Raw genomic sequence first — 13,754 nt, forward strand, 5'->3', positions numbered from 1 at the left:
ATGGGGTGGTTGGGACCTGCAGAGCTTGAGGCGCTGAAGTTGTCGCTACGTGTGTCGTTTTGGGCAACACTGGTGACATTGCCGTTGGGCATATTCGTTGCCTACGCGCTGGCACGTTGGCGGTTTCCGGGTCGGCAGGTTTTGAATGGGCTGGTGCATCTGCCGTTGATCCTGCCGCCGGTGGTGACCGGCTATCTGCTTCTTTTGACTTTTGGAATTCAGGGGCCGCTGGGCAAGTTGCTGGCAGAGATCGGAATTGTCGTGGCGTTTCGTTGGACTGGCGCCGCCCTTGCCGCGGGTATAATGGCATTTCCGCTGATGGTGCGGGCCATACGCCTGTCGATCGAAGCTGTGGACCCCAAACTTGAACAGGCCGGGGCCACACTGGGTGCATCACGCCTGTTTGTGTTTGCTACGGTGACCCTTCCGATGATCCTGCCCGGCGTCATCGCCGGGGCGATACTGGCCTTTGCCAAAGCGATGGGAGAATTCGGGGCAACGATTACCTTTGTGTCGAATATCCCGGGTCAGACGCAAACCCTGCCGTCAGCGGTCTATGCCTTCCTGCAAGTTCCGGGCGGCGAAGCCGCGGCCACCCGTTTAGTGGTCATTTCGATCGTGGTTGCTATGAGCGCGCTGTTGTTGTCCGAGTTCATTGGGCGACGCGTTGCAGCGCGGGTGGCCGGATCATGAGCCTGTCCGTTCGTTTGCAGCACGATTTGCCTGACCTCAAGCTGGATCTGAGTTTTGATGCCCCACCCGGTGTGACGGTTCTGTTTGGGCGGTCCGGGTCTGGAAAGACAACTATCGTAAATGCCGTCGCCGGTTTGGTGAAACCCATGGCCGGTCGGGTTGCTGTAGACGGGTGGGAGCTGTTTGACACCGCGCAAGGCCTCTGGTTGCCGCCGCACAAAAGACGGCTGGGTTATATCTTTCAGGAAGGTCGTCTTTTCCCACATCTCACTGTGCGCCAGAACCTGTTCTACGGAAAATGGTTCGCGCCCAAGGGCGTCCGCCGCGAAGACCCAGACAAAGTGATCGAAATGCTGGGGATCGGGCACCTGTTGAACCGGCGGCCTTCAGGGTTGTCCGGCGGGGAAAAGCAGCGCGTTGCCATTGGCCGCGCTCTTCTGGCCAGTCCACGGTTGATCCTTGCGGATGAGCCTCTGGCCGCATTGGACGACGCGCGAAAGGCTGAGATATTGCCGTATTTTGAACGGCTGCGGGACGAGGTTTCGGTGCCGATTTTGTACGTCACACACTCGGCCGCAGAAGTTGCGCGTTTGGCGACGTCGGTTGTCGCGTTGCAAGAGGGCAAGGTCCTGCGGCATGGCCCTGCCTCCGAAGTATTGGCCGATCCGTCAGTCGCACCGGCTGGTGTGCGGGCTGTCGGTGCAGTGTTGCAGGTTCGGGTCGTCAAACATCATTCGGACGGGCTGACCGAGTTGGACGCAGGCGGGTCGTCTTTGTTTCTGCCCCGGATACCCCTGCAAATTGCAGAAGAACTGCGAATCCGCATTCCCGCGCAAGAGGTTATTCTGTCCAGCAAACGGCCCGAAGGACTTTCGGCCTTAAATGTTTTGGAAGGAACAGTCGACACGATCCGCGCAGGCGAAGGGCCGGGGGCGATTGTGTCCGTAAGAACACCTGCGGGTTCTGTTTTGGCCCGGGTTACTCGCCGTTCCGTCGAAGCGTTGGGATTGGAACCGGGCAAACCCTGTTTTGCAGTTATCAAAACGGTCGCGCTGGCACCGCAGGACGTGGGCGGGCACCTGCGCGGGGTCTAAGCAAGCGCGCGGGCTTCGAATTCTCGCAGGATTAGGCGGGCTGCCCGGCCGAATCCCAGCCCATTCGGCATAGCTGTGTCCGGGAAAATGGCGGCGAGCTCCTGCAATGCGTCCGAGGACAGAGTGTACAGGGATTCTTCGCCGAGATAGAGGCTTTCAGCCAGTGCGCCCTCGGCTGTCAGTATTTCGTGGTTATCCAGCAGGATGTGAAAATACTCGACCGGGTCATCCGAGGTGTCAATCGCGATACCTGGCCAGGAACAAAGGTGCTTGGCCGCAACCAGCGCGTCGGGCGCGCCGAACAAAAGCTCGACCTTTGGTCCGCTGACCAGAATGCGGTGTTGCTGTGATACCAGCAGATCGCGTTCGGGCCGTCCTGCGCCAAGGCTGCCAGCTTTGATCCGAACCGGGCGCATGGCCGGATTGTCACGTAATCGGTCCGGCGATAAGGCGCTGCTTTCCACCCACCGGATCGGTTGCAGCCCGCGATCTACGGTCATCACATTGTCGCCAACGCTCAGGGTTTCTATCTTTTGATTGCCTTTTTCAGCCAGGATCAAGGTGCCTGCAGTAAAGCACACGCCTTCAAGGGTGATGGTGATCTCTTGGGTCAGGTCATATGGTTGGAATAAAAAGTCCAATCCGGTGACCTGTACCGTGAAGGTATCAGTGACCGTAGTCCCGAACGGGATATCGTCAAAATCGCTTTGATTGACCGTGTAGGTCCATTCGCCGGTATTTGGGTTAATGGAGGCCACGCCCAGTGATGGCTGATCAGAGATCGACCAGGATTGCGTCCGAGGAAAGCCGGTCAAGCCAAGATCGCCACTGGCCTGATTAGGGGGATCTCCGGTTACAAAGCCAGTTGTTGTCCCTACTATCGATACCATTTCAAGACCCCTCCATTTTCAGGACCTCGCGGAACTCTTTCTTCCGGTAAAGCTTCATGTGTACGTCCCCCGCGTCGTCGCGGGTCCACTCCACGATGCGATTTCGGGTCAGGTCGCTGTCCATCCGATTGGTTCGAACCCGAGGGTGGGGGATTTCTTTTTTCAGTATTTCGACGATCTGGTTGGTCTGTCCAAACGGGGCCACAAGGTCGACGATCCAGAAGGACGTGCCGCTGGCAAAGTCCGTATCTTTCAGCGGTTTTTCCTGAATGGCGTACCGACGCTCGGCTTCGGGGCTGAGGCCGGCGAAGGTCACAAACCCGCGTGGGAAACCGTTCTGCCGGAAAATGTGGTACTGGTTCAGCCGAAAAGGCGTTTCAAAAGCATAGAGCACCTGCCCGAGGGTGCGCGGCCTGTGTGTATTGGTCAGCGATGCAAGATAGAACATGGCGCCGAAATCCGCGTATTTTTCGGACGGGATATCAAACCAGTCATTTGGAAACGCTTTGCTCAAAACAAACCCCAGCCAATATATGCCTTGATCCTAATTGCTTATAATCAAAAATGATACTGATTTGCCTGTATGTGCTGTGTCGGGGTCCTGTCGGCCGAATTCCCGAAAATGGTGCCGCTTTACTCGGACCACGTGTCCGGTATGATCTTGAATAAGTGTTTCGAAACAGGAATTGCCATTATGCGAGTTTTGAAGATAGCGGCCCTGGCAACATTTGCGGTGTCGCCTTTATTTGCACAGGGAATTGGGATCGGAATCGGCGCTTACCCGGGTTTTAAAACCACAGTCACTCCTATGAACAACGGTGTTTACGAGGTCGCCGTCAGTGGGTCTTCGGCCCCGGTCGCGTATTGGTGCGGGATAGGCGACTTTGCTATTCGCAGCCTGAGAACAAAAGCAACCCAGCGTATCTATATAGTTCGGGCCTACGAAAAAGGCGTGCGCACGGTGCAGTTTTCACTCACCCCACCCGATGGTGTCGATACCACGCCGGGATATTCGATTACCGTAAAACGTGTGGGTGAGAACATGTCGGCGGGGTCCGCGCAGGGCTATTGCTTTGACAACTTCCTGGATTTTGGGTTCCGCTAATCTATCAGGCCCATTTTGCCATTGGAGGAAGGCTCATCAACACCGCATCCGGGTCATGGCCGGTTTCCAGCCCGAATTTTGTTCCCCGGTCGTAGACGAGGTTGTATTCGGCATAAAGGCCCCGATGCACCAGTTGCGTGTCTTTGGCCGCTTCGTCAAAACCCTGGACTCGGCGCTTTTCCACCAATGGCAGGAAAGCAGGCAGGAACGCGCGACCGATATCCTGGGTCAGCGCGAAATCTGCGGCCCAGTCTCCGGTGCAATAGTCATCCATGAATATCCCGCCTACGCCTCGGGCGCGCTTGCGGTGAGGGATATAGAAATACTCATCAGCCCAGTCTTTCAGGCGAGGGTAATGGCCGGGACCATGTGGATCCAGATGCGCCTTTTGGGTGGCATGAAAATGCGCTGTGTCCTCATCATATTCGATGCAGGGATTCAGGTCCGAACCGCCGCCGAACCACCATGCGTGCGGGGTCCAGAACATGCGGGTGTTCATATGAACGGCCGGTACATGCGGGTTTTGCATATGCGCGACCAGAGAAATTCCCGACGCCCAGAAACGCGGATCTTCGGCCATCCCCGGAATCCCCTTACGCGCCGCCATGGCCTGTTGCGCTCGCGCACCCAAAGTGCCGTATACGGTCGAGACATTGACGCCGACCTTTTCAAAGACTCGCCCGCCACGCATCACGGACATCAACCCGCCGCCCGCATCGCTGCCGTCCTCGGATTGGCGTTTGGTTTCCTTGACCTCGAACCGGCCAGGTGCTGCGTCTGCAAAAGGGCCAGAGTTGTGGGTGTCTTCAAGTGCCTCAAACGCGGCGACAATCTCATCGCGCAATTGGCGGAACCACGCGGCGGCGGTTGATTTTTCGGTATCGAACATAGGGATTAATGAGCCGGGGCTGCGACGGGGTCCAGCAAGGTGCGGCCGCCATCAATTGTCAGAATTTGTCCGGTGATGAAGCCGGCTGCATCCGAGGCCAGGAACTGTGCCGTTTCGGTCAGTTCGTTCGGGGCTGCGATCCGGGCCAAGGGCGTATGTCTCTCGATATCGTTGCGAAAATCCCGATTTTCCTTGAGCGTGGACTGCAGCGAGGCGCTCATGACCGATCCCAGCGCGATGGAATTAACGCGGATCCGTTTCGGGGCAAGGGCAACGGCCAATGAACGTGTCATTTGATCCAACGCGGCGGTGGATACGGAATATGCCATCAGATCAGGGTGGGTGCGTCGCGCCGCGATTGAAGACAGGTTGATGATCGACCCGGCGGGGCCTTCGTCAGTGTCACCTGCTTGTTTTATCATGCGTTTGGCGACCGCCTGGCTTAGGCGCAGCGAGGGCATCAGGTTCTGATTGAGCAGCATGCGTACGGAATCGTCGTCCGCGTCCAGTGGATCGGACGGGATCACCTGGCGCGCGCCATTGATCAGGATGTCCACCTGATCAAACGCATCAAGCGTGGCAGACAGCAGGTTCGCGATGGTCAGCTTTTCCCGCAGGTCGCCAGCAAAAAACCGGATGTTGCTGTCATCGGCCTGTTCGCCAAGCTCGTCGGACAGCCGTTTTTCGTCCATGTCGGCGAACATGACATTGGCCCCGGCATCCGCAAAGTGGCGCCCGATGGCCAGTCCGACACCATTGGCGCTGCCTGTGACAATGGCGGTCTTGCCGGCTATGGAAAAGGACATGCGTTGTCTCCTGATTTGCGGCAGAGGTTAACCGGGATCACCGTCGAGGGCGAGAGGCGTGAAACACCTTGAACCGATTGTCGCCGGACACCTCTTGAACCTGTACGAAATTCTCGGCCAGCGTGACCTCGTAGGGCAGGTGGCGATTTGCGACCATCCACAGATTGCCGCTCCGGGTCAGGTTTCGAGCTGCGGATTTGATAAAGCCCTGACCCAGCTCAGGGTCGGCGGCGCGCGATGTGTGGAACGGTGGGTTCATGATCACCGTGTCCAACGGTTCCGGCGCGTTCCACGTGACGGCGTCGGCCCAGTGGAACTGCGCGCAGGTCTTGGCCAAATTGACGCGTGCGCAGGTAAGGGCGATTTGGTCAGCCTCGACAAGATGTAACGCGCGCGGATTGGCGGCCTTTAGCACACCGGCTGCGAGATACCCCCAGCCAGCGCCCAAATCAGCGATCCTTGCACCCAGCTTTTCGGGTAATGCGCCCAGCAGCAGGGCCGAGGCAGGGTCAATCCCATCAGCCGAGAACACACCGGGCGCGGTCCGAAAGCCATCGACTGTCTGATTGTTCGGGGCGGCCCAGTCGGCAAAAGCCTCGGGTGCGGATTGGAACCAGAAAATCTTGCCATGCGCCTTGGCGATGGGCCCTTCGACGTCAACGCGTTTGCGGATGTCTTTCAGCAGGCTATCGACGCCGTCGGTTTTGGCACCGTCTATGACAATCAGTCCGCTGGCCCGCTGACAGGCCTGATGCACCATGCTGCGCGCCAACGCCTTGGCGCGGGGCATGATCACGATGGCATCCTGACAAGGGTCGTGGGCTTCCGGGACGGCGGCAAAGCCCTGTCCGGCAAAGTGGTCGTGAAACGGTTTGAATGGCTGCACAACCTGCGTTTCACGCGGCAGGGCCGACAGATCGCTGTCGGATGTCGGTCCAAGCACGCTGAGTGGTTGCGACAGCTCAAGGCCGCTTTGCAGGGCAAGATCAAGACGAGGGGACATCGGCAAATATGAGAGAGAAGGCTAAGGTGGCCTTACTCTTCCCGTTCCATTGTGCATTGCAGGGGGTGCTGGTGCCTGCGGGCAAAGTCCATGACCTGGCCCACTTTGGTTTCGGCGATCTCATGGCTGAACACGCCAACCACGGCGACGCCTTTCTTGTGAACGATCAACATGATTTCGAACGCCTCGGCATGGGTCATGCCAAAGAAACGCTCCAGCACATGCACCACGAATTCCATCGGCGTGTAGTCGTCGTTCAGCAGCAGTACTTTGTACAACGGCGGGCGCTTGGTTTTAGGCCGCGTCTGCACCAACAGCGACGGATCATCGTCGTTGTCCGGTTGGTCAGACATCATCCATTTGTGTTCAGTCATTGCGCCTTTGTCCGATTCAGGCTTCGGTTTGTCTGATCGGTTATATAACGTGCATGGGGCCAGAGAAAAGAGCCAGCAGGACGTAATCGAAATGGAAAAAGCGCTGACCACAATTGGGTTCGACGCCGACGACACGCTTTGGCACAACGAGCGGTTTTTTAAACTGACGCAGACCCATTTCACGGAATTGCTGGCTGATCACGCTGATCGCGATCACCTGTTGGATCGGCTGCTTGCTGCGGAAAAACGCAATATCCGGCACTACGGCTACGGAATCAAAGGCTTCACCCTGTCGATGATCGAAACCGCAATCGAAGTGACCGACGACCGTGTTCCAGCTACGGTTATCCGCCAGTTGGTCGAAGCGGGGCAGGACATGCTAGCCCACCCGATCGAGCTTTTGCCCCACGCGCGAGAGGCCATCGAAGCGGTGACTGATACGCATCGGGTGATTCTAATCACCAAGGGCGACCTGATCGATCAAGAAAGAAAGCTGGCGCAATCCGGTCTTGGAGAATTGTTTGACGAGGTCGAAATCGTGTCCGAAAAGTCAGCGCAAACCTACCGCGATATTTTTGCGCGGCATGGTGACGGACCCGAATCTGCAATGATGGTAGGCAATTCGATGCGGTCCGATGTCGTCGCCCCAATTCAGGCCGGATGTTGGGGCGTCTATGTGCCCCATGGGTTGGTTTGGGAGATCGAAAAGGCCGAAACCCCTGCGGGCAATCCGCGCTATCGCGAGATGCGGGATTTGGGCGAACTTGCTGATCTGGTTCAGCGCCTAAGTTGATGTTGCCAATTGGTCTCAGTTTTCAAAAAACGAAGTGGGAATTACGTTAAGGGGTTCAATTTGCGTGGATGTGGTAGGTTGCGGGCTGCGCGCGTCTACATGTAGTGCCGGTTTGGACGCTTAACAAAACAGCGAATTTGCACGCTTTCGGTTTATTTCATTGGGTCTCTGTGTTAGCCTTGTAGGCAATAAAAAATAATTAACGCTGACCGGGAAAACCCGGCGGCCTGAGGTAGACAGAGGCAAAGATCGTGCAGGTTCGGCGGACAGTTCCGGCCCGGATGGGCTTATTTCTTATAGCATTCTTGTGGCTGCTCTCCTTCGCGCCGTTGCAGGGATTTGCGGCACCATATGCGGCGATGGTCATCGACGCCCGGACAGGCGAGGTTCTGCATTCGCGCAATGCTGACACCCGACTGCATCCGGCTTCTCTGACCAAGATGATGACACTCTACATTGCATTCGAAGCGGTGCGGAATGGTGAGATCACCTTGGACACGCCCGTTCGGATTACAAAAAAGGCCTCTTCTGAACCCCCCTCGAAACTGGGCCTTCGTACCGGGCAAACCATTGCGTTCCGATATCTGATCAGGGCGGCTGCCGTGAAGTCCGCCAATGATGCGGCCACGGCGATTGGCATCGCGATCAGTGGATCCGAAGCCGCATTCGCCCGTCGCATGACGCGCACGGCGAAGGCGATGGGTATGAGCCGCACAACGTTCAAGAACGCACATGGGCTGACGGAATCGGGTCACTTGTCGACCGCGCGGGATATGACCACGTTGGGTCGCCATCTGCTTTATGACTATCCGCAGTATTACAACCTGTTCTCGCGCCAATCCACGCATGCCGGGATCAAGACGGTTCCGAACACGAACCGTCGCCTATTGGCGGCCTATAAAGGTGCGGACGGTATCAAGACCGGATACACGCGGGCCGCTGGCTTTAACCTAGTTGCATCGGCCAAGCGCAAAGACGAACGCATCATCGCGACTGTCTTTGGCGGCAAATCCGGCGCATCGCGAAATGCAAAAGTGGCTGAGTTGCTGGATATGGGATTCCGCCGCGCCCCTTCGCGTGCCCCGATCCGCAAGCCTGCCCGCCCCACCTATGCCGGGAACGCGGGATTGGGCGCAACCGTCGCGGCCCTGACTATCGCGCCAAAATCCAGTCTGCGCCCCGTTCTGCGCCCCGGACCGGGTGCTGCAGTTCAGGTTGCTGGCGCCGTGGCTGAGACGGCTGCCAAAAATGGCACGCGCATCAAGGATGGTATCGCCGCAGCAATCGCGGCCGCCGACATTCAGCCCTCTGGTGATGGTGACGCACCCCGTCCCGCTGCGCGCCCGGCTGACCTGGTTCTGGCCTCGACCGATCCGGCAGTGCAGCCCGAACCCGAGCAAGAGATCGTTACCCGACTGTCAACATCGGGCGGACGGCTATGGGGCGTGAACGTTGGCCGCTATACCACCCGATATGAGGCGGAAAAGATTTTGCTGAAAACGGCCCTGTCGGAAATGACCACTCTGGAAGGCACGCTGCGGAAGGTGAACCAAAGCTCGCGCGGCTTCGACGCGACATTTCAGGGCATGACCCGCGAACAGGCCGATCTGGCCTGCCGCCGGTTGCAGGCCCGGAATGTGACTTGTTTCATGATCGGGCCGTCATAAGGCCCGACATACTCTCCTGAATGGATCTGGGCTGCGAGGAAACTCGCAGCCTTTTTTTGTCAGTCGAAGACGTGGCCGTGTTCGTATTGTTCATCCTGACCCGCCGCAGCGGTCAGGGCGGCAACGTTATCCTTGGTAAAGAACCCGTCATAGTGGTGGCAACGTTCGATATACTCGGTGATCAACAGCGTGTACTTCGAATGCTTTGAGAAGATCTGTTTGAGGTTCGGATCATCCTTACACTCGCCCACCACATGGGCCAGGAACGGCACCCCTTCATCCTTGAGTGTGTTGACCACAAAATCGACGTTCTTTTCACCCGCGCCGTGGTCGCCGTCCTGGATCTCGATTGCCATGTGGTGCAGGCGACGGCCAAAGTTCCGAACGAAATCCTCGGTTGGCATCGGCAGCTGTTCAAAGGAATTGACGAAGGAGGGCGTGTTGTTTGCGGTGAAGACCTTGGCGGGGGATTTCTTGTCATCGTCGACATTCGCGTTCCGGTTCACGTTGGTCGAGGAATTCATCTCAAAGATGTTGTACGCGCCCCAAAAGTAATAGGGCACCATGGTCAGAAACTCGAGGATGGCGTCCTCACGCTCGCCGGCTAGAATGCGTGTTGCAAGGTGGTCGACCCCCAGCATCAAAGGCGCGATTTTGCTGTCGACCCCGAATGCCGCCGCCTGATCCAGCCGCGCCTGTTCGTCATTGCTCAGCAATATCCGGTCACCCAGACCAAGGCTGTCGGTGTCGTTGAAATCCAGGGATGAGTATCCAACCCTGTTACAGGTGAAATCGGACGGCGACGTAAATCTGAACCCGTCCGAAGTGTAGAACGGGTTTTCGGTGTCTCCCTTGTACTCAAACCTGATGTTCTGATCTTCAAGTGTTTTGGTCAGGGTCTTGAGGTCCGTGGCGCCATAAATCTCTCCGACATAGCGGGTCTGGGGGGTGTTGCGGGCCAGCGGGTACATACGGTTGATGCGCGGGATATAGTCTTCGAAGGTCGGGCTTAGTGGCGCCATGACGATAATCGCGGGATAATCGGTGTGTGAGTGCATGACCGCAAATTTGTGCGTCTGACCCAGATAGCTGGCCGTATGTCGGTAAGGTGTCATGACATAAAGCTCGATCAGCGTGTCGAACATCGCGTCCGGTTCAACCTGAATGACGATCGCCTGCATCGCCCCGACCTGATCCGCCACGCCCGAGCTTTGGCGGCGTTCGTAGATCATCGGTAGGTATTGGTGAAAGAACTCAGAGTTCTTTTTGTCGCCGCGCGGTTCGTAATTCATCAGATCAAAAGACATTGGCCAACCTCCTTGCCTATACCGGTTTGGCATCGCGTTGCTTGGAATTGTGGTATTCAGAACATGCACTTGTCGGGCATGCTAGGGTCTGTATTCCATACAGGCAACAGTCAGAGGATAGATCGTCAGGATTACGCCCTTCTTTCTACCGCATGAATTTAGTCACATCGACCCCGCCGTCGATCAGGGATGTGCGAACCGAACGGGCGATTTGTACCGCGGTTGGACCGTCGCCATGCAGGCAGATCGTGTCGATGGATGTCTCAAGCCGCTGGCCGCTTTCGGTGATGATGGCACCTTCGCGCACCATGTTCAGGATGCGCGGTCCGGCAATTTCGGGGTCATGAATAACCGCGCCGGGCAGGCCGCGGTCGACAAGAGTTCCGTCGTCGTTATAGGCCCGGTCCGCAAAGATCTCGCCGACCCACTTGCACCCCAGTTTGCGCACGGCTTCTTCTTGTTTGGTAACGGCCAAAACCATGATGATGATGTCCGGATCGACATCCAGCGCGCCCTGATAACAGGCTCGGGCCATGTCGATATCGACCGAGCACATGTTGGCCAGCGCCCCGTGCAGTTTCAGGTGCCGCACTTCGGTGCCAACGGCCTTGGCCATTCCGATTGCCGCCCCCAGTTGATACCGAACCAAATTGCGCAGGCTGGCATGGGGCACTTTCATGTTGCGGCGGCCAAATCCTTGGAGATCGGGGAAGCCGGGATGCGCGCCGATCCCAACGCCGCTTTCGGCGGCCAAGGTCATCGTCTTGGCCATCACATCCGGGTCACCGGCGTGAAAACCGCAGGCGATATTGGCGGATGTGATGATTTTCAGAAGACTTTCATCATCGCCCATATTCCATGGGCCATAGCTTTCGCCCATATCGGCATTCAGATCGACGCTTGGCATGGGTGATACTCCTTAGTCGGTGGCAGAGATCATTCCGCCGATCAATTGGTAGGACAAGAGGTCCGGGATGTCATGCGGATCGCGGACCAGCGGTTCGACCCGCATAGGTAGCCGGGCAAGTTCGGCTTTGTGGGCGGTTTGCAGGGCTGTGGCCTCGTCCAGTGACACGAATTCGAACTTGATCTGCCCGCCCGCCGGGGTTTGTGCCGCGCGCGGAAGGTCACAGGGCAGAACCGTCGCGATACGGGGATAACCTCCGGTGGTCTGACATTCAGGCAACAGGATAAAGGGGCTGCCTGTTCCGGTCATCTGTATGTCACCGGGGGTAATGACCTCGGACAGAATGTTCAGCTGACCCTGGGCCGCGAAACCTTCGCCCTCGCTATCCAACTGCATCCCCATTCGGTTGGCCCGACTGCCACGCCGAAACTCGGTTTGCACAAAGCGGTCCAACGTTCCCTGATCAAACAGGAGGGTCTGAAAGCTGGCGATCACGCGTAGAACGCCACCCGAGAAGCGATCATCCGGGTAGAGTTTCATGCCCGTCACGCCTGATCCGTCGGCGACTGGCAATGTATCTCCGGTCTGAATGGTACTTCCGATCTTGGCGGTCAAATGCGCTGAGCGTGATCCCAGAAAAGCTTCGGACGCGATCCCACCGCTGACATGCAGGTAGCCATAGGTCCCGCGCGTCGCAGCACCAATCACCAGCCGCTGCCCGGCTTCCATCTGGTGCGACGCATTCCAGACCACAGGTGCGCCATCAATGCTGGCCTGCATCGGAGCACCTGTCAGAGCGATGCCGAGAGATTGCGTTGCCTCGAATTCGCCACCCATTCCAGCCATTTCCAAAGCGGCAAGTCCCGGGCTTTGACGCAGCAACGCTGCGCCCTCGTGCAGGGCCAGTTGGTCGGCGGCGCCGGATCGGGACAGCCCCTGATCCAGATACCCTACACGACCGTGGTCTTGTATGGTGCAGGCCGGGCCAATGCGATGAACAATCAGACTCATCCCACGATCTCCTCGCAGGTGGCACCGCCTGAGCCGTCCGAGTTGTTGGCGCGGATGGTTTCCAGTTCGTCGCGCGAAACGGACAGGAACTGCATTTCATCCCCTGGCTTCAACGCAAAGCTCTGCGGTGCGTCAGGGCGAAAGCAGCGAAATGCGGTTTGGCCCACGTGCCGCCAACCGGTCGGAGTGGGGCCCGAGAACAGTACGAATTGGGAAATTGCCATTACCAAGGCCCCCTCTGGGACCATAGGAGTCAGTTCCTTCAGACGTGGAATATTGAACTCAGGACTAAGCGGACCAAGATACGGCTGCCCTGGTGCAAAGCCGATGGTTAATACGCGTACCTTTGTGTCGCTCAGCCGCCGAACGGCTTCCATGGAATCCAACCCCGCCGCCGCCGCTGCCTCGTCCAGTTGCGGAGCAAGCTTGCCGCCATAGACTGTGGGGACCCGCCACAATCTGCGACCGGCAGGCAGTGGTGCCTCAAACCAATTTTGCTGTGCAAGTAGGTGTCGCACTTTACGCTGGATTTCAGTGCGAGGCAGTTTGTCGGGATCGAACCTCAGATAGGCCGATGCAAGGGATGCAGAGGTTTCGACAACACCGTCCCAGGATGCCGCGTCGATTGCGCCCCTAAAGGCCAGCGCCGCCCGGTTCGAGGGTTCGGCCATGGCATCGGCAAAGGAAACAAGAAGGCCGTCATAGCCTACGGTATTTATGCGTGGAAACATGTCGGCTGTATCGGTGGTCATTTCACGGCTAACCCGGGCATCTTACAGAGGCGACCACACATCATCCCGGGCCAATGCGCAAGCCCGGCGTAGGTAGACACGCGCGGATTCCATACCTGAATTGAGTACTAGCACCGTTTTTTAGGCCGGTTCCGACTCATTGAATCGCTTCCGACTCGATTGAGTCTTGTGGTGTGATGGGGCGCCCTGTCTATATATAGGGGTACGATTACTGGAGGCGCAGGCAGGTGTAGGTCCGACTTGTATTTCAACTGATGAGATCGCCGTTCGAAGAGGTGTATGATACAACTTAAGATATTGATAAAAAACAAATAAGTAGAAAAATGGAAAAAATTCGCCCAGGAGGTCATTTTCTGCTTGCGGACTTATGCGGTTATACTTAGAACCCCCTTCACCGGCGCTGCTGAGGCGGCGCTGACGGGTCGGAGAGACGGCCGGACGCATCGGAGAGACGGTGGAGACG

Annotated in this window: 15 protein-coding genes; 5 read left to right on the top strand and 10 right to left on the bottom strand. The window is 57.5% G+C overall.

Annotated elements, in window-relative coordinates; translation table 11 throughout:
- Together modB and modC are read left to right on the top strand one after the other, a co-directional pair.
- Positions 1-693 (top strand): molybdate ABC transporter permease subunit, encoded by a 693-nt coding sequence (gene modB, locus AC2FID_RS14565; protein ID WP_058278495.1) that lies wholly within the window; start codon positions 1-3, stop codon positions 691-693.
- Positions 690-1,787, top strand: coding sequence for a molybdenum ABC transporter ATP-binding protein (modC, locus tag AC2FID_RS14570; protein WP_496837436.1), 1,098 nt, complete (start codon positions 690-692; stop codon positions 1,785-1,787). The genes modB and modC overlap by 4 nt, the downstream gene beginning before the upstream one ends.
- On the opposite strand, the gene AC2FID_RS14575 is transcribed toward modC, so the two are convergent.
- Both AC2FID_RS14575 and AC2FID_RS14580 read right to left on the bottom strand, forming a co-directional pair.
- Positions 1,784-2,677, bottom strand: a complete 894-nt coding sequence (locus AC2FID_RS14575; RefSeq protein WP_496837437.1) for a Hint domain-containing protein — start codon at positions 2,675-2,677, stop codon at positions 1,784-1,786. The genes modC and AC2FID_RS14575 overlap by 4 nt on opposite strands.
- Before the next feature lies 1 nt (position 2,678).
- Positions 2,679-3,191: a toxin-activating lysine-acyltransferase gene (locus AC2FID_RS14580; RefSeq protein WP_058278492.1), complete on the bottom strand. Its 513-nt coding sequence runs from the start codon at positions 3,189-3,191 to the stop codon at positions 2,679-2,681.
- A 180-nt stretch (positions 3,192-3,371) separates the two neighbouring features.
- On the opposite strand from AC2FID_RS14580, the gene AC2FID_RS14585 reads away from it, so the two are divergent.
- Positions 3,372-3,782: a hypothetical protein gene (locus tag AC2FID_RS14585; protein WP_058272063.1), complete on the top strand. Its 411-nt coding sequence runs from the start codon at positions 3,372-3,374 to the stop codon at positions 3,780-3,782.
- Positions 3,783-3,786: 4 nt separating this feature from the next.
- On the opposite strand, the gene hemF is transcribed toward AC2FID_RS14585, so the two are convergent.
- From hemF to clpS, 4 genes are read right to left on the bottom strand one after another with little or no spacing between them, the layout of a single operon-like run.
- Positions 3,787-4,671: an oxygen-dependent coproporphyrinogen oxidase gene (hemF, locus tag AC2FID_RS14590; RefSeq protein ID WP_496698969.1), complete on the bottom strand. Its 885-nt coding sequence runs from the start codon at positions 4,669-4,671 to the stop codon at positions 3,787-3,789.
- Positions 4,672-4,676: 5 nt separating this feature from the next.
- Positions 4,677-5,477 carry an SDR family NAD(P)-dependent oxidoreductase gene (locus AC2FID_RS14595; protein WP_058271963.1) on the bottom strand — a complete coding sequence of 267 codons (801 nt, stop codon included), beginning with the start codon at positions 5,475-5,477 and terminating at the stop codon, positions 4,677-4,679.
- A 37-nt stretch (positions 5,478-5,514) separates the two neighbouring features.
- Positions 5,515-6,480 carry a class I SAM-dependent methyltransferase gene (locus tag AC2FID_RS14600; protein ID WP_496837440.1) on the bottom strand — a complete coding sequence of 322 codons (966 nt, stop codon included), beginning with the start codon at positions 6,478-6,480 and terminating at the stop codon, positions 5,515-5,517.
- Positions 6,481-6,512: 32 nt separating this feature from the next.
- Positions 6,513-6,854 carry an ATP-dependent Clp protease adapter ClpS gene (gene clpS, locus AC2FID_RS14605; RefSeq protein WP_058271961.1) on the bottom strand — a complete coding sequence of 114 codons (342 nt, stop codon included), beginning with the start codon at positions 6,852-6,854 and terminating at the stop codon, positions 6,513-6,515.
- 91 nt (positions 6,855-6,945) lie between these two features.
- Between clpS and AC2FID_RS14610 the strand changes: the two genes are divergently transcribed.
- On the top strand, positions 6,946-7,647 hold the full coding sequence (locus AC2FID_RS14610; RefSeq protein ID WP_496837442.1) for an HAD family hydrolase: 702 nt from the start codon (positions 6,946-6,948) through the stop codon (positions 7,645-7,647).
- 281 nt (positions 7,648-7,928) lie between these two features.
- Positions 7,929-9,314 (top strand): D-alanyl-D-alanine carboxypeptidase family protein, encoded by a 1,386-nt coding sequence (locus AC2FID_RS14615; protein WP_058271959.1) that lies wholly within the window; start codon positions 7,929-7,931, stop codon positions 9,312-9,314.
- A gap of 59 nt (positions 9,315-9,373) precedes the next feature.
- Here the strand turns inward: AC2FID_RS14615 and AC2FID_RS14620 are convergent, their stop codons facing one another.
- The 4 genes from AC2FID_RS14620 to AC2FID_RS14635 form a co-directional block, all read right to left on the bottom strand.
- Entirely contained in the window at positions 9,374-10,621 is a 1,248-nt protein-coding gene (locus tag AC2FID_RS14620; RefSeq protein WP_496837443.1) for a hypothetical protein, read from the bottom strand.
- Between the two features lie 145 nt (positions 10,622-10,766).
- The gene (locus AC2FID_RS14625) at positions 10,767-11,528 is read right to left on the bottom strand and encodes a LamB/YcsF family protein (protein WP_282120239.1); all 762 of its coding nucleotides are present in this window, start codon (positions 11,526-11,528) and stop codon (positions 10,767-10,769) included.
- A 12-nt stretch (positions 11,529-11,540) separates the two neighbouring features.
- A complete protein-coding gene (locus tag AC2FID_RS14630) occupies positions 11,541-12,539 on the bottom strand; it encodes a 5-oxoprolinase subunit C family protein (RefSeq protein ID WP_496837445.1) in 999 nt (332 codons plus the stop codon).
- A complete protein-coding gene (locus tag AC2FID_RS14635) occupies positions 12,536-13,291 on the bottom strand; it encodes a 5-oxoprolinase subunit B family protein (RefSeq protein WP_496837447.1) in 756 nt (251 codons plus the stop codon). The genes AC2FID_RS14630 and AC2FID_RS14635 overlap by 4 nt, the downstream gene beginning before the upstream one ends.
- Positions 13,292-13,754: the final 463 nt, after the last annotated feature.

It is taken from the genome of Ruegeria sp. CDSC068, assembly GCF_059610545.1.